Annotated in this window: 17 protein-coding genes; 10 read left to right on the top strand and 7 right to left on the bottom strand. The window is 55.3% G+C overall.

The window, feature by feature from the left end:
- The first annotated feature begins 2 nt into the window (after positions 1 to 2).
- Positions 3 to 1,703, top strand: coding sequence for a glycosyl transferase (locus DMG62_08740; protein PYY23443.1), 1,701 nt, complete (start codon positions 3 to 5; stop codon positions 1,701 to 1,703).
- A complete protein-coding gene (locus DMG62_08735; GenBank protein PYY23442.1) occupies positions 1,700 to 2,905 on the top strand; it encodes an ABC transporter permease in 1,206 nt (401 codons plus the stop codon). Before DMG62_08740 ends, DMG62_08735 begins: the two co-directional genes overlap by 4 nt.
- A gap of 197 nt (positions 2,906 to 3,102) precedes the next feature.
- Here DMG62_08735 and DMG62_08730 read toward each other — a convergent pair whose 3' ends face one another.
- Positions 3,103 to 4,089 carry a hypothetical protein gene (locus DMG62_08730; protein PYY23441.1) on the bottom strand — a complete coding sequence of 329 codons (987 nt, stop codon included), beginning with the start codon at positions 4,087 to 4,089 and terminating at the stop codon, positions 3,103 to 3,105.
- A gap of 677 nt (positions 4,090 to 4,766) precedes the next feature.
- Between DMG62_08730 and DMG62_08725 the strand changes: the two genes are divergently transcribed.
- The 4 genes from DMG62_08725 to DMG62_08710 all read left to right on the top strand — a co-directional run bounded on the left by DMG62_08725 (position 4,767) and on the right by DMG62_08710 (position 8,908).
- Positions 4,767 to 6,752 (top strand): tRNA uridine-5-carboxymethylaminomethyl(34) synthesis enzyme MnmG, encoded by a 1,986-nt coding sequence (locus DMG62_08725; GenBank protein PYY23440.1) that lies wholly within the window; start codon positions 4,767 to 4,769, stop codon positions 6,750 to 6,752.
- A gap of 176 nt (positions 6,753 to 6,928) precedes the next feature.
- Positions 6,929 to 7,423 carry a 5-(carboxyamino)imidazole ribonucleotide mutase gene (gene purE / locus DMG62_08720; GenBank protein PYY23439.1) on the top strand — a complete coding sequence of 165 codons (495 nt, stop codon included), beginning with the start codon at positions 6,929 to 6,931 and terminating at the stop codon, positions 7,421 to 7,423.
- Positions 7,420 to 8,559, top strand: coding sequence for a 5-(carboxyamino)imidazole ribonucleotide synthase (gene purK, locus DMG62_08715; protein ID PYY23438.1), 1,140 nt, complete (start codon positions 7,420 to 7,422; stop codon positions 8,557 to 8,559). The genes purE and purK overlap by 4 nt, the downstream gene beginning before the upstream one ends.
- A 106-nt stretch (positions 8,560 to 8,665) precedes the next feature.
- Positions 8,666 to 8,908 carry a hypothetical protein gene (locus DMG62_08710; GenBank protein PYY23437.1) on the top strand — a complete coding sequence of 81 codons (243 nt, stop codon included), beginning with the start codon at positions 8,666 to 8,668 and terminating at the stop codon, positions 8,906 to 8,908.
- A gap of 25 nt (positions 8,909 to 8,933) precedes the next feature.
- Here the strand turns inward: DMG62_08710 and DMG62_08705 are convergent, their stop codons facing one another.
- From DMG62_08705 to DMG62_08690, 4 genes are all read right to left on the bottom strand, one after another.
- The gene (locus tag DMG62_08705; protein PYY23436.1) at positions 8,934 to 9,740 is read right to left on the bottom strand and encodes a DUF3037 domain-containing protein; all 807 of its coding nucleotides are present in this window, start codon (positions 9,738 to 9,740) and stop codon (positions 8,934 to 8,936) included.
- 19 nt (positions 9,741 to 9,759) lie between these two features.
- The gene (glk, locus tag DMG62_08700) at positions 9,760 to 10,764 is read right to left on the bottom strand and encodes a glucokinase (GenBank protein PYY23435.1); all 1,005 of its coding nucleotides are present in this window, start codon (positions 10,762 to 10,764) and stop codon (positions 9,760 to 9,762) included.
- Positions 10,761 to 12,293, bottom strand: coding sequence for a glucose-6-phosphate dehydrogenase (locus tag DMG62_08695; protein PYY23434.1), 1,533 nt, complete (start codon positions 12,291 to 12,293; stop codon positions 10,761 to 10,763). Before DMG62_08695 ends, glk begins: the two co-directional genes overlap by 4 nt.
- Positions 12,294 to 12,411: 118 nt before the next feature.
- Positions 12,412 to 12,969 (bottom strand): DinB family protein, encoded by a 558-nt coding sequence (locus DMG62_08690; GenBank protein PYY23433.1) that lies wholly within the window; start codon positions 12,967 to 12,969, stop codon positions 12,412 to 12,414.
- Between the two features lie 34 nt (positions 12,970 to 13,003).
- Between DMG62_08690 and DMG62_08685 the strand changes: the two genes are divergently transcribed.
- The 3 genes from DMG62_08685 to DMG62_08675 all read left to right on the top strand — a co-directional run bounded on the left by DMG62_08685 (position 13,004) and on the right by DMG62_08675 (position 16,595).
- On the top strand, positions 13,004 to 13,336 hold the full coding sequence (locus DMG62_08685; GenBank protein ID PYY23432.1) for a PadR family transcriptional regulator: 333 nt from the start codon (positions 13,004 to 13,006) through the stop codon (positions 13,334 to 13,336).
- A gap of 9 nt (positions 13,337 to 13,345) precedes the next feature.
- Positions 13,346 to 16,021, top strand: coding sequence for a hypothetical protein (locus DMG62_08680; GenBank protein PYY23431.1), 2,676 nt, complete (start codon positions 13,346 to 13,348; stop codon positions 16,019 to 16,021).
- Positions 16,022 to 16,214: 193 nt separating this feature from the next.
- Complete coding sequence (locus tag DMG62_08675; protein ID PYY23430.1) at positions 16,215 to 16,595, top strand: hypothetical protein; 381 nt, start codon at positions 16,215 to 16,217, stop codon at positions 16,593 to 16,595.
- Positions 16,596 to 16,669: 74 nt separating this feature from the next.
- Here DMG62_08675 and DMG62_08670 read toward each other — a convergent pair whose 3' ends face one another.
- Positions 16,670 to 18,703: a M13 family peptidase gene (locus tag DMG62_08670; protein ID PYY23429.1), complete on the bottom strand. Its 2,034-nt coding sequence runs from the start codon at positions 18,701 to 18,703 to the stop codon at positions 16,670 to 16,672.
- A 224-nt stretch (positions 18,704 to 18,927) separates the two neighbouring features.
- Here DMG62_08670 and DMG62_08665 point away from each other — a divergent pair, with 224 nt between their 5' ends.
- Positions 18,928 to 19,350 carry a hypothetical protein gene (locus DMG62_08665; protein PYY23428.1) on the top strand — a complete coding sequence of 141 codons (423 nt, stop codon included), beginning with the start codon at positions 18,928 to 18,930 and terminating at the stop codon, positions 19,348 to 19,350.
- Positions 19,351 to 19,690: 340 nt separating this feature from the next.
- Here DMG62_08665 and DMG62_08660 read toward each other — a convergent pair whose 3' ends face one another.
- Positions 19,691 to 19,930 carry a hypothetical protein gene (locus DMG62_08660; GenBank protein ID PYY23427.1) on the bottom strand — a complete coding sequence of 80 codons (240 nt, stop codon included), beginning with the start codon at positions 19,928 to 19,930 and terminating at the stop codon, positions 19,691 to 19,693.
- Between the last annotated feature and the right edge of the window lie 289 nt (positions 19,931 to 20,219).

The raw sequence follows: 20,219 nt of genomic DNA, 5'->3' as shown, positions 1-20,219 counted from the left end.
TCATGGACGACGTCGACGCCGTCCAGGCGCAAATCGCCCGCAACATGCTCGCCTCCGGTGACTATGTCACCGCGCGTCTCAACGGTGTTCCCTACCTCGAGAAGGCACCGCTTGTCTATTGGATGATGGCGGCTTCATACCGCGTCTTTGGCGTGCATGATTGGGCTGCGCGCCTGCCTCTCGCTCTTAGCGTGATCCTGCTGTGCTGGGTCACTTATCGCTTCGCACGCTGGGCGTTTGATGAGTCAGCCGCGATGTACTCTGGCATTGCGCTCGCTACATGCCTTGGACTCTTCCTCTTCACTCGCATTCTGATTCCAGATGCAATTTTGACGCTCACCATCACCGGAGCGATCTGGGCATGGCTGCGTTTGCTCGATCCCGATGAAAGTCCGCGGCAGCGGGACAGGGTTCTGCTTGGCGTCTGTCTCGGGGTTGGACTCCTGCTCAAAGGATTGATTGCAGTTGTTTTTCCCATTATCGCCGGCCTTGCGTATATGGCCTGCACGCGACAGCTATTCGCACGACTTTCGTGGCGCCGCTTACATCCTCTTTCCACTTTGGGAATCGCAGCCGTCATCGCTGCTCCCTGGCATATTTTGGCTACCCTGCGCAATCCGCCGTATCTGGCTTTTTCGCTGCACAGCGGTCCCGGCGAGTACAGAGGGTTCTTCTGGTTCTTCTTTTTTAATGAGCACCTGCTGCGCTTCTTGAATTTGCGTTATCCGCGCGATTACAACACAGTGCCTCGCGCTCTGTTCTGGCTCTTGAATCTGATATGGCTGTTTCCCTGGACAGCTTTCTTGCCGGCGGCGGCGAAACTTTCTTACAGCCCGGCTACACGCTCCGGCCGCGCCCGACTGATGGCACTTTGCTGGATTGGCAGCGTGATGGTTTTCTTCACGTTCTCAACCACGCAGGAGTACTACTCGATGCCGATCTACCCCGCGATCGCGTTGTTGATGGGCTCGGCGCTGGCAACCGAAGATTCACACATTCGCCATGGGATTCGCACCTTGCAGGTCATTTTCGGCTTGCTCTTTGTCGTGCTTGCTGCCGTGCTGGTAATGGTATGGCGAATTCCTGCGTCGGGTGATATCTCTCAGGCGCTGACTCAACATCCCGAGCTATACACGCTTTCTCTGGGCCACTTCGGCGATCTCACTCTGCGAGCTTTCGCCGATCTGAAGCTGCCGCTGGCGATTGCGGCTTCCGCCTTCGCGATGGGAGTGTTGGGTTTGATGATCTTCCGAGCGGCGACCTCGGCCAAGAGAGCCGTCGTTGTGATTGCGGCCTCGATGATCTTATTTTTCCAAGCGGCACGAGTGGCGCTCGTTCGCTTCGATTCCTACCTCGGTTCGTATCCACTGGCGCGCGCGTTGGAACAGAGTCCCCCTGGTCAGCTGATCGAGGCGGATGCCTATTACGCATTTTCTTCTGTGTTCTTTTACACAAATCGCACTGCGCTCTTGCTGAATGGACGTCGAGACAATCTGGAGTACGGCTCCTACGCTCCGCGTGCTCCGCAGGTTTTTATCGACGATCAGGCGTTCCAATCGCGCTGGTCACAGCCATCGCGATGGTACCTGCTCGCCTATGGCACAGATGTGCCGCATCTCGAGGAGTTGGTTGGCGCCTCAAGACTGCACATTGTCGCGCGCAACGCTGGTAATTATTTGCTGACAAATTTGCCCATTCGATGAGTGAACCTATGCAGCAGTGGCTGGAATGCTTTCGTCTCGCTGTGGCGGCGCTGAGAGCCGACAAGGTGAAGGCATCTCTCACCACGTTAAGTGTTCTGATCGGAAGCGCCTCACTCGTGCTGGTGTTGACGATTGCCGGGACAGGAAAGCGATATATCGTTTCTCGCATCGAGGGAATCGGCGCGAATCTTGCCTATGCGACCCTGAATCGGAATGGAAGTCCGGTCATCCTTCAGGACGAACTCACCTTCGGCGACCTTGAAGCAATTCGGAATTTACCAAACGTACTTGCAGCCGCGGGAACCTACGATGCCCCAGTTGATTTTCAAGTCAGCGGCCGGCCCCGACACGCTCGATTCGTGGGAGCGACGCGCGATTTTCTCAGGATTCGAAACCTGCAAATCACGTCGGGCCGCTACTTCGACGAACAGGATTATCAATGGCGATCCAAAGTCTGTCTCGTAACCGATCCGATTATGCAGCGGAATCCCACTTTGCAACTGGGAGAAGTGCTGCGCATCGATCAGTTTCGTTGCACCGTGATTGGCGCATTTAGTGAGGGAGTTCCTACTTTTGGTCAGTCGGAGATTCAGAAGGAGACCATTCTGGTTCCCTTTCCTGTGGCAAAGCTGGTTACGGGCGAAGCTTTTCTGCAGGTCATCTATGCTCAAGCATCGTCCTCTACTGAGGTCCACGCATTGACCTCGGATATCAAGAGTGTGCTCCAGTCACGGCATCGTCGCGAGGCTCGCTATGATGTGGACAATCTTTCTTCACTACTCCAGACCGCGGGAGACATTTCGTTGGCCATGACTCTGGTACTGCTTGCCGTCGGCTTGGTGACATTAACCGTGGGCGGAACTGGAATTATGAACATCATGCTCGCCAATGTCGCCGAGCGTAAGCAGGAAATTGGGCTACGCAAAGCGCTCGGCGCTAGATCATCGGAGATTCGTCTTCAGTTCTTGATGGAAGCGATCTTCATCAGTTCGGCGGGTTCCATTGCGGGAGCATTCTGTGCGGTTGCGCTCGTAGTTTCGGCAGCAGCCTTCTTCAGGGATTTTGTGAATCTCGATATTTCCTGGACTTCTGTCACATTCGCGCTGTTAGTCTCCAGCGCAGTGGGACTGCTCTTCGGATACCAACCAGCCAGCCGCGCAGCCGGTCTGAGTCCTGTGGAAGCATTGCGCACGGAAGTCTGAAGATTTTGCTTACGTGGTTCCGGCCGCCTTCAGCCGGTACAAGGCCGACATGTCTATGCTCTTGAGCAAGACTCCGATTCACCCGCTTAAAACTTGCGTTAGAAAGTTTCTTTCAGGAGGCGTTGCTCGTCTTGTCAGCCTCTGTAACGGCCGAGGACGGCCGCAACCCGTAAGCAAAATCGGCCTGCTTGGGAAAGTTAATTCTGTTTGCTGGAGGAAGATTCCTTGTAGTCGGCCGACGCACGTTCCATCTCGCCTTCATGCCTTTCATGCAAGTGCGCTACAAAGGCCTCGCGAAGCTTGCGCTCTTGTTCCAAGGGCGCGTTGATGGTATCCCCAAACGTAATTGTCGTCTGACAAGACGAGCATCTGGCGCGAACCGGTCCGCCACGAATGATGGCGGTCACGATCGGATGAATTTCTCCAGCATTATGCATTGCGCTTGTTCGGGCGCTCTCGATTGGGATGATGTTCTCGTCGCGATTCGTAAGATTAATCCTGGGTCTCACTTTGTTCTGTATCTCAAACTGTTCCGCTAACCATTGCTCCAGTTCCGAGCGGCTAGCCTTAGTCATGCTTACAAACTCGATCCCGAAAAGGCCCTCTCGCTGCCATGCGACTCTCCCGCTTGCGTGTACAGGTACGCCTCTTTCCTCTAGCGCGAATTCCAGTTGCACCTGACCCTGCAAGCTATCGCGGATCCCACTAATGCAAAGCCCACCCTGGCTGATATTTCGTATTCTTCCTTCTGCGACCAAAGCCCCCAAGCGAACCGTTACTGCCGACGTTGAGGGGAACCGGTTGTAACGACCGCGCTCGCGAAGCACCAGCCCGTAGGCCGAGCGCAGGGTCCCCATGATCTCAACTTCATAGTTGGCGTGCGAAACTACGAAGTTGGCACCGGAGTCAGAGGCATACTTCGTATGCCCTCGATCCCCGATGATCGCGATCGACACCGCCGAGCGATGCGTCCGACTCAACCGCATCTTGCGCAAAGCTGCGCAGCCCTGATCGAGGTCGGAACAGTCCACGATCACAAGGTCGAATTTGTTGCGTTCGAGATGCTTGAGTGCGTCGCTCGCGCCTAACGCAATGCCGGCGGTGATTCCGAAGCGCTCCACTGCGGCCCGAACCATGTGAGACAGTTCGGAATCGCTGCTTAAGATGAGGGCTTCGGGCGTCATCTACTCCGACATCCTCGGGGGGGATATAGCTCCTCCAATGCTATCCCGACGATTTTGAGCCTCGGCCGAAAACCGGCTTACGAGAATTACCGACGTAATAGCACGAAAGTATGGAAAGTGACATCCGATACGCGAAGACAAAGAAAAATGAGGTAGTAATGCCTTGACTATTCGCTATGAGGTAGTAATGCCTTGACTATTCGCTATTTGTTCGCTACACTGCCATTTCGGGACAGTAGCGACAACAACAGCCGCGTCACGGAACTTGGATTATCCCCATGCCTTTTAAAGTACTCGCTCAATTTAGAGCTGTCAGAAACTATGGAAATGGCACTGCTCCTTCGATGAGCGATGGGATCGGCTGGGACATCCCATCGAAATCCTAGGGATCAACGAGGGATATCCCTAGGGATCTTATGGGACCTGAAGGGACCCGAAGGAACTTAGCAACATATCGTCAACATACTTCCTGTATCGAATGCCCGCTCCACGCTTCAATTTTGGTGCAGACGCCGGGAAACTGGGTGAATCTTGAGAATTTTAAGGTTCATATCAACTCAGGAGACTTGAGAATTCAGCGGGTCGCTTAGAGATAAGTCGGACAGCGAGGAAATACTAAGGAGCCTTTGTCCCGCTGTCTCGTGTTCCCTATCCCCTGTAACCTAAAATAGATACAGATGTCTTTCACCGAATATTACGACGTGGTGGTGGTAGGCGCCGGGCATGCCGGTTGTGAGGCAGCAATGGCCTGTGCGCGCATGGGCCTGAGAACCGCGCTATTCACGTTGAATGTGGACCTGATCGCCCAAATGTCTTGCAATCCGGCAGTTGGCGGTATTGCCAAGGGGCACCTTGTTCGCGAGGTCGATGCCCTGGGCGGCGTAATGGGTGAGGTTACTGACGCAGTAGGTATCCAGTTTCGGTTGTTGAACACCTCGCGCGGACCGGCAGTCTGGTCTCCACGCGCGCAGTGCGATAAGCAGCAGTACCGGCTCAAGATGCGCGAAGTGCTCGAGAGTCAGCCCAATCTTTACATCAAGCAGGCGGAAGTAGCGGAGCTCATCGTGGAGACGCAGGATGCTTTGTCTTCGCCACACACTGAGAGTGTCCCCGATACCGAGCCAAGACGAGTCGCCACAGGAATCAAGCTCCGCGATGGACGCCGCGTTCGCGCCGATGCAGTCGTTATCACCACTGGAACATTTCTCAACGGCCTGATCCACTGCGGAGAGCAGACCTATCCTGCTGGACGTTCAGGTGAACCCCCATCACAATTACTGGGCGAGTCGCTGAAGCTGCTTGGATTGCGTGGATGCCGTCTGAAGACCGGCACACCGCCCCGTCTCGACGGTCGCTCGATCAACTGGTCGCGCTTCGCTGAACAGCCCGGCGACGAAGATCCCACTCCGTTCAGCTTCCGCACGAAGAAAATTCATCAGAAGCAGGTGCCGTGCTACGTTGCATTTACCACCGAGGAGACGCATCGCATCATCCGCGACAACGTCCATCGCTCGCCGATGTACTCGGGACAGATCAAGTCCATCGGTCCGCGCTACTGCCCGTCGATTGAAGACAAGATCGTCAAGTTTCCGGACAAGCTACAGCACCAACTCTTCCTCGAGCCGGAGGGGCTGAACACGCATGAGATTTATGTAAACGGCATGTCCACGTCGATGCCCATCGACGTGCAACTCGCCGTAGTCAAGTCCGTTCCCGGATTGGAAACGGCGGAGATGCTGCGTCCGGGATATGCAATCGAGTACGACTCTATCGATCCCACCGAACTGGAGCGCACGCTCGAGACGAAGAAGATCTCGCGGCTGTTTTTGGCCGGACAGATCAACGGCACGTCCGGCTATGAAGAAGCGGCGTGTCAGGGAATCATGGCCGGCATCAATGCCGCCCTGAAAGTTAAGGGTGAGAAACCATTCATCCTCGACCGCACGGAAGGCTACACTGCGATTCTCATCGACGACCTGATTAGCAAAGGCACGAACGAGCCGTACAGGATGTTCACTTCGCGAGCGGAGTTTCGCCTGCAACTCCGAATCGACAACGCCGATCGCCGGCTCACTCCTTACGGACGCAAGCTCGGCCTGATTTCGGACGAAGCATGGCGTGACTATCTCGCCAAGCAGGATCGCGCATCGGCAATACATAAACTGCTGGAGACAACAAAGGCCAATCTCGAGAAGCTGGCGCAAGTCACACCGGAAAAGGCTAATTCGTTTAGCAATGCCTCTGGGCAAACCTATGCACAGCTGCTCAAGCGTCCTGAGTTGGCAATCGAGGATTTTGTGCCTGCACTGCGCGAACTGATGTCCACGTTCTTCGAAGCCTGTGACTCGACTGGAGCGCAGCTTTCCTCGCAAGCTCGCAATGAGCTAAAGTCCGTCGAAACAGAAATCAAATACGCTGGCTATCTGCAGCAGCAACAGCGCTCAATCGAGCGGCTGAAGAAAGCCGAGGAGCGCGCAATCCCGGAATGGTTCGACTACTCGCAGGTAAGCGGCCTGTCGCGCGAGATGAACGAGAAGCTCACGCGCGTGCGTCCGCGAACCCTGGGCCACGCCAGCCGGATTCCAGGAGTAACGCCGGCGGCCATTTCGCTGATCAATGTGTATATCGAAATTCAGGGAAAGCGGATGCAGCAGGTTGGATGAGCAGGCGTTCAGCATTCGGCGTTCGGCCACGAACGTGTCTTTCCGCCGGTAGAAACAGGGGCAGTCGAATTGTTTGTGAACATCAGAACAATGCTTGGAATGCCGCAACTGGTCAGTGGCCGAATGCCGAACGCTGAGTGCCGAACGCCCGCACACGCAGATGCTAGGATTTGCGAATGACCTCCACTCCGCCGCTGGTCGGCGTAATCATGGGCAGTCGCAGCGACTATCAAGTGCTGGAACCCGCGATTGAGATATTGCGCGAATTGCAGGTGCCACACGAAAAACGAGTAGTCTCCGCTCATCGCACGCCGGACTGGATGTTCGAATATGCTTCGAGTGCAGAGAAGCGAGGGCTGCAGGTGATCATCGCGGCCGCTGGCGGCGCGGCACATTTGCCCGGCATGGTGGCGTCAAAAACTATCCTTCCCGTTCTGGGAGTTCCCGTTCCGGCAACTATGCTCAACGGCGTTGATTCGTTGCTTTCAATTGTGCAGATGCCGAAGGGGGTTCCGGTGGGCACGCTCGCCATCGGACAACCGGGAGCCGCCAACGCGGCTCTGCTCGCAGCATCGATTTGCGCCCTGCACAATCCTGAACTGCGCGAGCGGATTCGCGCATGGCGGCTCGCGCGACAAAAAGAAGTGCTCAGTATGGAGCTGCCTTCGTGAGCGCCATTCTCCCTGGCGCGACGATCGGGATTCTCGGTGGCGGACAGCTTGGACGTATGACTGCCATGGCTGCTCGTTCCTTGGGATACCGCGTACAGGTACTCGATCCCGATCGTTCCTGCCCCGCGAGCTTCGTCGTCGATAGCTGCTTCACGGCGTCGTTCGACGATGCCCATGCGGCCGCCGACCTGGCGCGCGGCTCTGATGTAGTGACGCTCGAGATCGAACAGATCTCTCTCGCAAGCCTGGAAGAGGCGGCCCGGCATGCTCCGGTTCGTCCGGAGGCTGCTGTCTTGAAGATCGTGCAGGACCGGATACGCCAGAAGAGCTGGTTGCAAAGCAGTGGATTCCCGATTGGGGAATGGAGCCCGGCGGCGAGTGCGCAGGAACTTGGCGCTGCTGTCCAGCGGTTTGCTCGTGACTGCTTCATTAAATCCAGGTCAGGCGGGTACGATGGCCGCAGCCAAATCCGCGTGCAGCCGAGCTCTGCTTCCGCTTCGGCGGACGAACTCTGGAAAGCGCTGGGCTCACGACCTTGCGTTGTGGAGCTTGCGCTCCCCTTAGAGCAGGAGATTTCCGTTTTGGTCGCGCGCCGTCCAGGTAGCGAAGCGGTTGTCTATCCACCGGCACTGAATCATCATGAGGAACAGATTTTGGATTGGTCCGCGATTCCGGCTTCGCTATCGCCAGATCTGCATAAGCAGGCAAGCGATCTGGCGTTACAGATTTCCCAACAGCTTCAGATTGTCGGCCTGCTCGTCATTGAGATGTTTCTGTTAAAGGACGGAAGGCTGCTCGTAAACGAGCTTGCGCCGCGTCCTCACAATAGCTACCACGCCAGCGAACGCGCATGTGTCACCAGCCAGTTTGAGCAGGCGGTGCGCGCGATATGTGATCTTCCGCTTGGCGACGCCAGCCTGATCAAGCCGGCAGCGATCTCGAACTTGCTGGGCGACGTTTGGCTAGGTCACCATCCACCGGCTTTCGATCGCGCCCTGGCAATTCCCGGCGTGCGTTTGCACTTGTATGAGAAGAGCGTGCCGCGCCCGGGACGAAAGATGGGGCACCTTTCGGCTATTGGAGACACTGCGCAAGAGGCGGTGCATCGGGTGCTCAAGGCGCGAGCAGCGTTATGAAGCGGCTGGTTACCTTGGTGTTACCACTGGAACTTGTGAGGCTTAGAAATAGAGAAGAAACTGGATAGGTTGGGTGTTAGACGTGACAGGTGTTAAAGGAGTCCGAATGGAGAAGAACCCCACTCTCATAATCTCGGTTCCTGATGGAAGCTCCTCGCTGGTTGCCAAGTGCTCGGCGTGCCATCAGACTTTCGCGCTAAGCACAGCGGCGACTATGGACCCTCTTGCCGGCCAGCGTGAGCTTAAAAGCGTCTTTGAAGCTCACGTGAAAGACAAGCACAGCTGGCGCGCCGATGGCAATGAGACGGCCGCCATGCGCCTTCGCGAGATGATGAAGGACTTTGAGTAATTCCCATTAAGGAACTTTATTTCGATCAGAGGCGCAGCTCATGGCGAGCCCGTTCCGCTAACCCCGGTAACTGGCTCACAGGAGCAACATTGATCGAAATCTGTTCCAAAGTTCGAATCGCGAATTGGATCACGTCATCTTCCCGCCTTAGACCATCCTCAACAATCGCTGTTAAATCTGTCTTGGCATGCTCCACGCGTGCGATTCCTTCAGAGAGCGCTGCATAACTGAATGCGATGATCTTTGCGTTGTCGGGTTCAGTGGCAAGCGAGACTGCATGGAAGAGCCTGATGACGCCATTCGGGCGATAGCCGCAGTCGATCTTCAATGGATCGCCGCGATGTGTGTACTTCGCTGCCTTGATCTTCTTGCTCATCGCATCCCACACTCCGGCAGCTTCGAAGGCGTTGCGCATCTCGGCGAAGACCCGTTGCCGCGCTCCGAGACGCGGCTCGCGTTGCAGTTTCGGCCGCTCTAGATACGTCTGCGCCAGCCGCTGAAGATCCTGTACGGGAGACTCCGAGAGTAGCGCACTCGACTCGCTTAGTTGCAATCCGTTCGACAGAGTGTCCTGCAAACGATAGACAAGTTGCTCACGAGATTTGGAGCCGCTTTGCAATTGCTGCCGAATGTCGGACTCAAGCGCCTCGAGAATTTCGACATCAGCCTGCGGATCGGCGCAGCGCACTCTTGCCCAGTCGCGCGTGAAGCGCACATCCGCAAAATCATCTTCACGCGTGAATAGCAGCACCCCAATGTTGACGAACTCGTTCTTGAACGGATCAGGAACATAACGCATCAGCAGGAAGTCGCATTGTGTAGCGTTGTCCATCAACCCGCCTCACCAGAGCTTATGCCCACTGGGCGCTGCCAAATGCTTTCTGTATGCAAGCGTACCGCGCGGCGCCAAGCAATCCGGCATCATCGTTGAGCACGATCTTGATCGGCACCGATTCGAGCAACGGTCGCATGCGTCCTTTATCGAAGAACGCTTCCAGAAACTCTGGTCCTTTCATCAGCGGAATATTTTTGGCGGCAATGCTGCCACCAATGAACATTCCCCCGAGCGACATGAACTTAAGTGCGCAGTTGCCGGCTTCCGCTCCGTAAATGCTGACGAAGATGGACATCGTCTGCTCACAGATTGGAGCTTTCTTTTCAAGCGCCATTTGCGAGATCAACGCTGGCGGATCTTTGCTCGCGCTCATCTGTTCATGAAGCCACGCAGGTTCCTCCGCGCGTTTAGTATCGCGCACAAATTCGTAGATGTTCTTGATTCCTGGTCCAGCGAGTACTCGCTCGTAGCTGACGGTCTTGTGCCGTGTGAGGAGAAACTTCAGGAGTTCAATCTGGACTTCGTTGCGTGGAGCGAAATCGCAGTGCCCGCCTTCGCAGGCGAAGGGATGTTGGCGAAATCCGTCCCAGAGCAGTCCCGCCTCCCCCAGACCCGTTCCAGCCGAAATGACGGCAGTGTTGCCTTCGGCGTTTTCCGATCCTTCATAGAGCGTCACAAAATCTTTCGAGGCAAGCGAATCGAGACCGTAAGCGTAGGCCTCGAGATCGTTGATGAGTCCGACCGCTTTGAGATTGAGTTGCTTGGCAATGTCCTTGGAATCGATTGTCCACGGAAGATTCGAAATTTTGCTGCGCCCACTGCGCACAGGTCCAGCGACGGCGAAGCAGGCATTCTGCGCGGGAATTCCCTCGCTGCGAACGAAGTCGCCGACAATATCGGTCAGCCCGCTGTAGCCCTGGCTGTCATAGACCTTCTCGACAACCAGCGGCAGCTTGTTGCCCTCCGGACGAAATGCCGCAACGCGGCTATGCGTCGCCCCGATGTCTCCAGCGAGAATCATGAGATTTTCCTCCACTTACGGCCATCGCGTTCCAGCAGGTCGTCGGACTCTTTGGGTCCCCAGCTTCCCGCCGCATAGTTTGGAAACTTACGTGGCGAAACCGCGCGCCACACATCGAGCACGGGATCGACAACGCTCCATCCGGCTTCGACCATGTCCGCGCGCTGAAAGAGCGTGGGATCACCGATCATGCAGTCATACAGCAAGACCTCGTAGCCGGTCTTTGGTTCCGTTTTGAAATACTTGGCGTACTCGCAGCTCATATTCACTGAGCCGACACGCACAGTGGATCCAGGAATCTTTGCCCCAAAGGTCAGCATCATTCCTTCTTCGGGCTGGATCTCGATCACTAATTGGTTAGTCCTCAATTTGTGTCCAGCAGTGTCCTGAAAAATTTGCAGGGGCGTCTTCTTGAATTGAATCGTGATCTCGGTATGACGTGCGGCCAGACGCTTCCCGGTGCGAACATAAAAGGGAATACCGGCCCAGCGCCAATTGTCGATCGCAAGCTTCATCGCTACAAAAGTTTCGGTGCGCGACTCCGGCGAGACACCAGGCTCGTTGCGATACGCAGGGGCTATAAGCTCGCCAACTCTGCCTTCGCCATACTGGCCACGCACAGTGTCGTGAATAACATCATCGGGCTGAAACGCTTTCATCGCGTGCAGAACCTTTGCTTGCTCGTCGCGAACCGCCTCAGGCTTGAATGATGCAGGCGGTTCCATCGCCGTAAGGCTGATGAGCTGCATGATATGGTTCGGCACCATGTCGCGCATAGTCCCGACATTATCGAAGTAGCCCCCACGCCGTTCGACACCGACAGTCTCGGCATTGGTGATCTGCACGTGATCGATATAGTGACCGTTCCAAAGAGGCTCAAAAATGCTGTTACTGAAGCGGAAGACGAGCAGGTTTTGCACTGTCTCTTTGCCGAGATAATGATCGATGCGATAGATCTGATCTTCGGCGAGCACGCTCTGAATCTGCGCATTCAGAGTCTTCGCCGATTCCAGATCGTGTCCGAACGGCTTCTCGATGATCACGCGACGCCAGCTTCCGTTCTCCTCCTGCGCCAGATTGTGGCGTCCCAGTCTCTGAACGATCTCAGCAAAGAATTTTGGAGCGGTTGCCAGATAAAAAAGATAGTTTCCCTGAGTTCCACAACGGGCATCAATTTCGCCGAGCTGCCTGGCCAGGCAAAGGTAGGTGTCGTCGTTAGCAAAATCGCCGCGCTCATAGTAAAGGCGTTCGTTGAACCAGCTCCATGCTTCGCTGGTGTGGTCTTCCTTATCGAGAAACTGAGTAACGTGTTCGCGGAATGCATCAGGACCGAGGTCGTCGACGGAAACGCCGACCACGGCGAAGTTAGCCGGCAGCAGTTTGTCTTTCGCGAGGTTGAAGAGTGCAGGGACCAGCTTGCGTTTGGTGAGATCGCCTGCAGCCCCAAAGACCACCATTACGCATGGACCCGCAGGCTTGTCGGTCGGAGTGAACTCGTCTTCCAGGTTGGCTATCGCTGCCGTCGCCATTTAGCCTCGCAAGATCGGGAGAGCATTGTAAACCTGCATCAAGTCTTGCATGGCTGCACGTTGCTAGTCAGTGGCGCTTCTTGCGGTGGTTCTAAAAAGATCGCATTTCCATTGGCAGCTATGCCTTCGCGCCATAAGCAGTCGGAAAATGATTGCCAACGATCTGGTTGAGGTGATGCTTCATGTGCTCAACGTAGTCGAATGCCAGCCATTGAAGCGTAACCGCAGGACGCCCGGCGATTACGCACTGCGCCTGGGCACATGACGCTGGCAACTGACCGACAACATAGGCGAGATAGCGGTTGTAAGCGGACCACAACTCGACCAACAATTCCCAGCCGGCGACGTTAGGGTTTTGCACTCCTACCATCTTTTCTTGCTCATAACCAGGAAAGTCCAGGCTGCCATGCGACGCAGCGCGCACAAAGCGCTGATGATTGTTGGCTGCTGAATCAATCAGGTGTCCCAGGATCTCCTTCTTACTCCACTTTCCCGGAGCTGGACGAAAGGTCGCGTCAGCATTGCGAACTTGTCGTAGCAAGGGTTCGCACGCCTGAACGGCCTCGGAGAGTTCATTGGCGATCGCTGGAAAATCCATGGGCAAAAGCGTAGCAGAAAGCACTGTGCGCGTTGAACGATACAGGAACCTCTCCTCTTGCGCTTCTACAGGACTCACGATAGTCTTCCTGTAGAAGTACACAGGGAGAACAATGCCGGACCGTCATATCGATCTTCCCCAGGGCACATTGGACTTATTGATTCTGAAAACGATCAATCTCCAGCCACTCCATGGATGGGCGATTTCCGAGCGAATCCAGCAGATTTCCAACGAAGTGCTCCAGGTGCAGCAGGGTTCCTTATATCCCGCCCTGCACCGGCTGGAGCGGCGCGGTTGGATCAAAGCGCGATGGGGAACGTCGGAGAACAATCGCCGGGCGAAGTACTACGAACTAACGCGAGCAGGACGCAAACAGTTAGAGAGTGAGCAAGATTCATGGCGGAAACTCACGACTGCTGTCGCACAGATTCTGGAGACCACCTAGGAGACCGCGATGCTCAACGATTTGCTTTTTCGCTTACGCGCACTATTTCGCCGCGAGCAGGTGGAAACGGAGATGAGTGAAGAACTCCGCTTCCACTTCGAGCGCCAGGTAGAGAAGTACGTGGCCGGCGGACTCTCGCGCGCTGAGGCCGAACGCCGTGCTCGACTCGTGATCGGCGGAGAGGACAAAGTTAAGGAAGAGATTCGCGAGGCGCGTGGGGTAGGCTTCATCGAGACCCTGCTTCAGGATCTCCACTACGGCGCTCGAATGCTGCGCAAAAATCCTAGCTTCGCCGTCGTAGCCATTCTCACTTTGGCACTCGGAATGGGAGCTACTACCGCGATCTTTTCAGTAGTCGATGCTCTCCTGCTGCGACCTCTGCCCTACAGTGATCCATCCAGCCTGGTGGTCGTTTGGGAAAACAGCATTAAGCACTCGCATCCGCACAACGTGGTTGCACCTGCCAATTTCGTCGATTGGCAACGCCAGAACTCTGTGTTCGAAAGCATGGCCGCGATGGCGGACACGCGCGCGAACCTCACGGGCATCGGCGATCCTCGACAAGTTGTCGTTCAGAACGTAACGGCCGGCTTCTTTCATGTCATCGGTGTAAATCCCATTTTAGGTGCTGGCTTCACAGAGGAGAACTGGAAGCAGGGCAAGGATGATGTCGTCATCCTGGATTATGGATTCTGGAAAGAGCGTTTTGGTGGCGATCCGAACCTGATCGGGAAAACAATCAGCATCAATGGCAAGCCTCAGGTCGTTGTCGGGGTTGCGCCGAAGGATTTTTCACTTTACGTGAAAGACGGAACCCTCACTAGCGCAAAACCGCAAATGTGGTCTCCCTGGGCCGTTCCTGAGTCCTTTGGCGATCGTAAACAGGGTATGGGCCGCTATCTCACGGTTGTTGCGCGCATGAAACCAGGTGGGAAAGTAAGGCAAGCACAAGATCAGATGAATACCATAGCCTCGCGACTGCAGCAGCAATATCCTGACACTAATGCGCACTGGGGCGCTACCGTGGTCCCTATTCGGGAACAGCTGTCAGGCGATCTGAGGCCCGCGCTCGTTACTCTCTTTTGCGCAGTTGCTTTCGTGCTGCTCATTGCCTGCGCCAATGTCTCCGGCCTGTTGCTGGCTCGTGCGGCAAGGCGTGAAAAGGAGATCGCGATTCGCACCGCTATCGGCGCAAGCCGCTGGCGCGTTGCGCGGCAACTACTCACTGAAAGTCTGCTGCTGGCGATAGTCGGTGGAGCTTTGGGACTCCTGCTTGCCCTTTGGGGCACAAATGTCCTCTTAGCGGCGAGTCCAAAGGGTTTGCTGGGCTTGAGTTCTGTTTCTGTTGATCTCAGATTACTGAGCTTTGCTGCGGCTGCGACGATGCTTTCGAGTTTGGTCTTCGGATTTCTGCCGTCCTATGTAGCATCCCACTCTTCGCTTGCCGAGGGGTTGAAAGATGAGACGCGCGGCTCTTCCTTAAGCGGACGCCGAGGATTCATGCGGCATGCGCTGGTCGTAGGTCAGATGGGACTTGCTCTTGTTTTACTCGCGGGGTCAGGACTGCTCATTCGAAGTTTTGTGCGCCTGGCTGGTGTTAACCCTGGATTCGACAGTCGTGACTTGCTCACGTTCCAAGTGTCATTGCCGAGAAGAAAGTATGGGAAGGATGCTCTCCAGGTGAATTTCTTCAATGAGTTTCTGGCAAGGATTCGCCGGATTCCTGGCGTTCGTTCGGTGAGCATGGAAAATTATCCACCCTTGACCGGTTTGGGAGCGGCCACTGGCGTTCACATTCTCGGTCAACCTCGCCTTCCTGCGTCGGAGAGTCTTGTTACTGGAAGCAGGGTTGTCGGCCAAGACTATTTCCGCACTATGGAAATACCTTTGTTGGCGGGTCGCACGTTTACTGAAGCTGAGCTGAACGATGTTCACCATGTAGTGATTGTTAACCAGGCATTTGTAGACAAGTATCTGCCCGGAGAAAACCCGTTAGGCAAGAAGGCGTCGATCTATATGCACGACGATAAGGTGGATGACCAGAATCCATCAGAAATCATCGGCGTGGCTGGTTCGGTTCGTCAGATGGGTCCGGGAGAAGAGGCTAAGCCAAATGCATACTGGCCAATGCCAGAGTTGCCGTACTCAACGATGACAATTCTCGTTAAGTCCTCATCCGATCCATTGTCACTCGTGTCGCCGATTCGCTACGAGCTAGCGCAAATAGACTCGGAGTTGCCAATGTCTTCCATCGCCACCATGGATCAGCTGCTTTCCGATTCATTGTCGCGCTCTCGATTCATGATGTTTGTGCTCGGAGTGTTTGCTGCGATTGCATTGGCGCTAACTGCGGTTGGAATCTACGGAGTTATCGCCTATGGCGTGGCGCAGCGCACGCATGAGATCGGGATCCGCATGGCTCTCGGAGCGCAGCGTGGCAATGTGCTGGGTCTAGTGCTCGGACAGGGAACGCGGCTTACGCTAGTTGGTGTTGGAATTGGAATCGTCGCGGCTCTCGGCCTGACGCAATTGATGACAAGCCTGCTGTACGGGACCAGTGCTACTGATCCTCTTACATTCCTCGCCGTGATTCTGATACTTGCGGCCGTAGCCTTCCTGGCCACCTTCGTTCCGGCACACCACGCGACGAAAGTGAGCCCGATAGTCGCACTGCGGTACGAATGAAACTGCGCCGCCCGCGGTGGAACTGCAGCGTGCAGCGTTTCTACCGACGGTTCATGTACTTCAGTACTGTGAACATTGCGCGGCGTCCGATGTAAAAATTTCAGTCTCGGCGAGCCGTTGACAACGTAAGTCTCACATTCTGAATCAACCGCAGTCGGCATGAAGAATGCTCGTTGATAGTTGACGAGAACCTATGAAACTTTCCTACGTTTTAGCCGCCCCTTTGTTTCTGGCCTTATGTGCCATGCCAGCTTCAGCTCGTGCCCAGCAGAGCGAGCACAACAGCGGTCAACATATGCGCGATGGCGACCGTGTTCGCGCACAACAGCATTTGCGCGAAGAACGCGAACGGCGCATCCGTCGGGAACGTGAAGAGCGCGAGATAAGATTACGTCGTGAACGCGAAGTGCGCTGGCGCCGCGAGCATCGTAGCGAGCACCGCGATGGCTTCCGTGATCGTGATCACGATCGGCGCTCCGGATGGCAGCAAGGAAAGAAAGAAGGATGGCACGGCGATCCCATGCCTCCGGGTCAGACGAAGAAAGCGGACTATCAGAAGCATCACGGCCGATAGCCGCAATTTAAGAAGTTAAATAATATTTCGAACGCCGGGCGAGGACGCCCGGCGCTCCCTTTTCCGAGATTGCTTTACCAGATTGCGCAGCGTTGATCCGGCGGCCGAACCATGGGCTCCCCTTCATTGCAGGAAAATGCCTTCTGGAACTCGGGCATGTTGCTCATTGGCCCTATGACGCGATACTTGCCAATGGGATGCGGATCGGTGAGCACCATCTGCCGCTGTGTCTCCGGTCGAATCTCATCTCCACGCGCCTGACCCCAGGCGATGAAGTACTGCTGCTCAGGTGTATAGCCATCAACGTCTGGCAGACGCGGCTTCCCTTCCATGGATTTTTCCAAAGCAAGGTAGCCAAGACGTAGGCCTCCCAGATCGCCGATACTCTCGCCGAGCACCAGCTTCCCATTGTGGTGCATACCGCCCTCAATGGTATAGCTGTTGAATTGATCGACGACACATTGCGCTCGCGTCTGGAAGGTCTTGTAATCGGCAGGCGTCCACCAATCGTGGAGCCGGCCAACCTCATCGAACTGCGCGCCCTGATCGTCAAAGCCATGCGATATCTCGTGCCCGATGATCGGACCAATCGAGCCGTAGTTCACCGCGTCGTTGGCTTTCACGTCGAAAAGTGGGGGAACAAGAATCCCGGCAGGAAAGACGATCTCGTTCAGCAGCGGATTGTAGTAGGCATTCGAAGTCGGCGGCGTCATGCCCCAGCGACCGCGATCGACTGGTTTACCGATCAGGTTGAGGTCGTCGCGGACAGCGAACTTCGAAGCCTCGATGACATCGCCCATATAAGAGTTGCGAGTGATCTTTACGCTGGAGTAGTCCTTCCACTTGTCGGGATAGCCGATCTTCGGATTGAACGTCGAAAGCTTCAGCAGCGCTTTCTGTTTCGTTTCGGGACTCATCCAGGTGAGTTGCTCGATGTCGTCATGGAGAGCCGCGCGGATGTTCTTCACCATCTCCTGCACACGCGTCTTTGCCTCGGGAGGAAAGACTTTCTCCACGTACTTTTTGCCCAAAGCTTCGCCCAGCAGACTGTCCTCGGACTCGGCACAGCGCTTCCAGCGCGGCTTCATCTCTTGCGCGCCATTCAGATATTTTTGATTGAAGGCAAAATCTTCGTCGACGAACTTCGAAGACAAATAGGGCGATGCCGTCCGCAGAACGTGCCAGGTGAGATAAGTTTTCCAGTCTGCAATCGGAGCAGTTGTGAGTTGCTTGTCGACTTCCGCAAGAAACTTCGGCTCTCCGATGTTGAAAGGAACTTTGCTGTTGACTTTCAGATCGGAAAAGTAGCGCTGCCACTGAAAATTTGGACTGAGCTTTTGAGCCTCCGCCATAGTCATCTTGTGATCTGTGGCTTTAGGATCGCGCAGTTCGACATTCGTCAACGATGCTCCTGCGAGTGCCGTCTCCATTTTCATTACCGTTTGCGCGGCAGCATTAGCCTCAGCTGCGTTCGATCCGGCAAGATGGAAGACTGTTGCGACGTGCTCGAGATACTTCTGGCGGGTCTCCTTCGACTTCTCGTCGTCTTTGAAGTAGTAGTCGCGGTCAGGCAAACCGAGCCCAGACGCTTCGAAGTCGGCGATCACATTTGTAGGTTCGTGCCGGTCCGGATTTGAACCAAACGCAAAGGGAGCGAACAGAGCCTCTTCATTCAGATGAGTAATAACTTTCTGCAGGTCGGCGCGGGACTTACCGGACTTGATCAGATCAAGATCGCGATGTATGGGTTCAATGCCGTTCTGCTCTACCGCCTTTTCGTCCATGCAGGCCGCGTAGTAGTCGCCAACAAGTTGATCGGTAGAGCCGCGCTTTGCTTTCGCCGATTGTGTGGCGGTCTCTTCGAGGATGCCGTGCAGCACGTCCTTGTTTGTCTCACCCGATTCCCAACGGCGGCTCCAGCGCACCATGCTTGCCGGAATGGGATTCTGCTTACGCCAGGCGCCATTGGCATAATCGAAAAAATTCACGCACGGGTTGACGGATTTATTTATGTCGCCAACGTAGACGCCATGCAGCGCCGAAGTATCGGCGGCGAAAACTCCCGTGGCGAACGAGAACATCAGAAGTACAGCTTTTAATAGACGCATGTATGCTCCAGAGCGCTCATCGCACGAACGTTTGGATGGCGCATATTTTCAGTACGGCCCCGACGCTCACATATTGCGGAGAAACACGACATGATAACTCGGCTACTCGACGATGAGCATTTCCATGAACGTAAGTGACATAAGTACCAGCAACTTGGATACAAGTGCACACGGTTCATCGCCTGGCGCTAGCCTTAGACCATCTACTCCAAACCGCTTCTCAGATGGTTTCGCAGATTTCGTCCAACCTGCAGCACACCAGGGCATCTAACGTTCCTGTGAGTTCCTGCAGGGTTTTTGTCGCAGTTGTTGTCTTTGCGTGCGCTCTTTGGGGCAGCGCTGTCGGAGATCCGTACGCCAATGTTCCAACTCCGACTGCGAAATTTGTGCCTGCTCAATTAAGCGGACATGCGCCGCGAAGAATTGCCGCGAATCCCGGACGAACTTTTGATCTGTATGGTCCACAGGCGACGGAGCGTGCGGTGCGCTCGTCGCTGAAAGTGGCGCTTGTGCCGGATCCACTCGCGATGGGTGCACTCATCTTTTGCGCATTTGCTCTGCGCTGGATAAGGCAACGCAGGAGTGAGAATCCGGCAAGAGCTTACCCGGCTGCAAGTCACGCAGACGCAGTGGCCCGGGCGGCATAGAGTTCGGAGAGGTTGCACCGCGCGGAAAGCCGGCACTTGTGCCGGAAGACGAAGGCTTCTGAACCACCTCGGTCTTGTCCATACCAGGGCAAGGCGGTCCTGAATCGGGTGGGTGAAGCCTTTTGCCTTATCTGCACTCACATTGACGGGTTAGGAGATAGCAACCGCGAAAAGTGCAACCCCGCGCACTCAGGACCCTCGCTACGAGTTATGCAACCCTGCTCAACAGTGCAAGCCTAAGGAATTCCTCATCTCGGCAGACCGGCGAACGGTTTCAACCTCCACTTCGCTAAACGCATATTGGAGATTCCGGTGCGGCGGAAGTGACGCGGACGAGGGGTCATTTGCAAGTCAAGGAAGCTGACCCGCTGACTGCCTTTCCATTGTTGTGTCCGGCATCCAGAGTTGCTGTTACCGTTATTGGTGTCGAGCTTGCTCCCGTGCAAGTTGCTGCTCCAAAAGTCTGGTCTTGAGCATTGCTGATCTTGGCATTGACTGAGTCCGAAAGCGACCATGTGACATTCAGCAGATTGGACAGGATGCTTACGCAACCCGACGGCAACCCAGCGCCAAAAGCCAAGAACTGTTGAGAATTCGCCGGAGGAGAAGCGGTGTGATCAGCACTCGCACTTTGTGGTATGACATTCAATGTCGTGAAAGCGCAGTCTTGAGAGGTTTTCCCCCCGCACCCAGAGAGAATCGCAGTGAGGAGGAGCGAGCCCAATAGGAAGCAGTTCCCAGTGATTCTCACAGAACATATGTTACCGCGCGGCCAGTCACTCTGGAAATCAGCACACTATAACTGCCTATCCCACACTCACATTGACGCAATTTTTTGTCACCCTCTAGAATCGCAATAGTTTTGTCCA

The sequence above is a fragment of the Acidobacteriota bacterium genome, assembly GCA_003225175.1.
In the GTDB taxonomy this organism is placed as follows: Bacteria; Acidobacteriota; Terriglobia; order Terriglobales; family Acidobacteriaceae; genus Gp1-AA112.
This window is presented reverse-complemented; position numbering and strand designations above follow the sequence as displayed.

What these genes read in the sequence shown, in the direction of transcription:
- DMG62_08670 (PYY23429.1), bottom strand. Translation starts at nt 18,703, where the DNA reads ATGCGTCTATTAAAAGCTGTACTTCTGATGTTCTCGTTCGCCACGGGA.
- DMG62_08705 (PYY23436.1), bottom strand. Translation starts at nt 9,740, where the DNA reads ATGGACAACGCTACACAATGCGACTTCCTGCTGATGCGTTATGTTCCT.
- purE (PYY23439.1), top strand. Translation starts at nt 6,929, where the DNA reads ATGACCTCCACTCCGCCGCTGGTCGGCGTAATCATGGGCAGTCGCAGC.
- DMG62_08730 (PYY23441.1), bottom strand. Translation starts at nt 4,089, where the DNA reads ATGACGCCCGAAGCCCTCATCTTAAGCAGCGATTCCGAACTGTCTCAC.
- DMG62_08665 (PYY23428.1), top strand. Translation starts at nt 18,928, where the DNA reads ATGGTTTCGCAGATTTCGTCCAACCTGCAGCACACCAGGGCATCTAAC.
- DMG62_08685 (PYY23432.1), top strand. Translation starts at nt 13,004, where the DNA reads ATGCCGGACCGTCATATCGATCTTCCCCAGGGCACATTGGACTTATTG.
- DMG62_08710 (PYY23437.1), top strand. Translation starts at nt 8,666, where the DNA reads ATGGAGAAGAACCCCACTCTCATAATCTCGGTTCCTGATGGAAGCTCC.
- DMG62_08740 (PYY23443.1), top strand. Translation starts at nt 3, where the DNA reads ATGGACGACGTCGACGCCGTCCAGGCGCAAATCGCCCGCAACATGCTC.
- DMG62_08675 (PYY23430.1), top strand. Translation starts at nt 16,215, where the DNA reads ATGAAACTTTCCTACGTTTTAGCCGCCCCTTTGTTTCTGGCCTTATGT.
- DMG62_08725 (PYY23440.1), top strand. Translation starts at nt 4,767, where the DNA reads ATGTCTTTCACCGAATATTACGACGTGGTGGTGGTAGGCGCCGGGCAT.
- DMG62_08695 (PYY23434.1), bottom strand. Translation starts at nt 12,293, where the DNA reads ATGGCGACGGCAGCGATAGCCAACCTGGAAGACGAGTTCACTCCGACC.
- DMG62_08735 (PYY23442.1), top strand. Translation starts at nt 1,700, where the DNA reads ATGAGTGAACCTATGCAGCAGTGGCTGGAATGCTTTCGTCTCGCTGTG.
- DMG62_08680 (PYY23431.1), top strand. Translation starts at nt 13,346, where the DNA reads ATGCTCAACGATTTGCTTTTTCGCTTACGCGCACTATTTCGCCGCGAG.
- glk (PYY23435.1), bottom strand. Translation starts at nt 10,764, where the DNA reads ATGATTCTCGCTGGAGACATCGGGGCGACGCATAGCCGCGTTGCGGCA.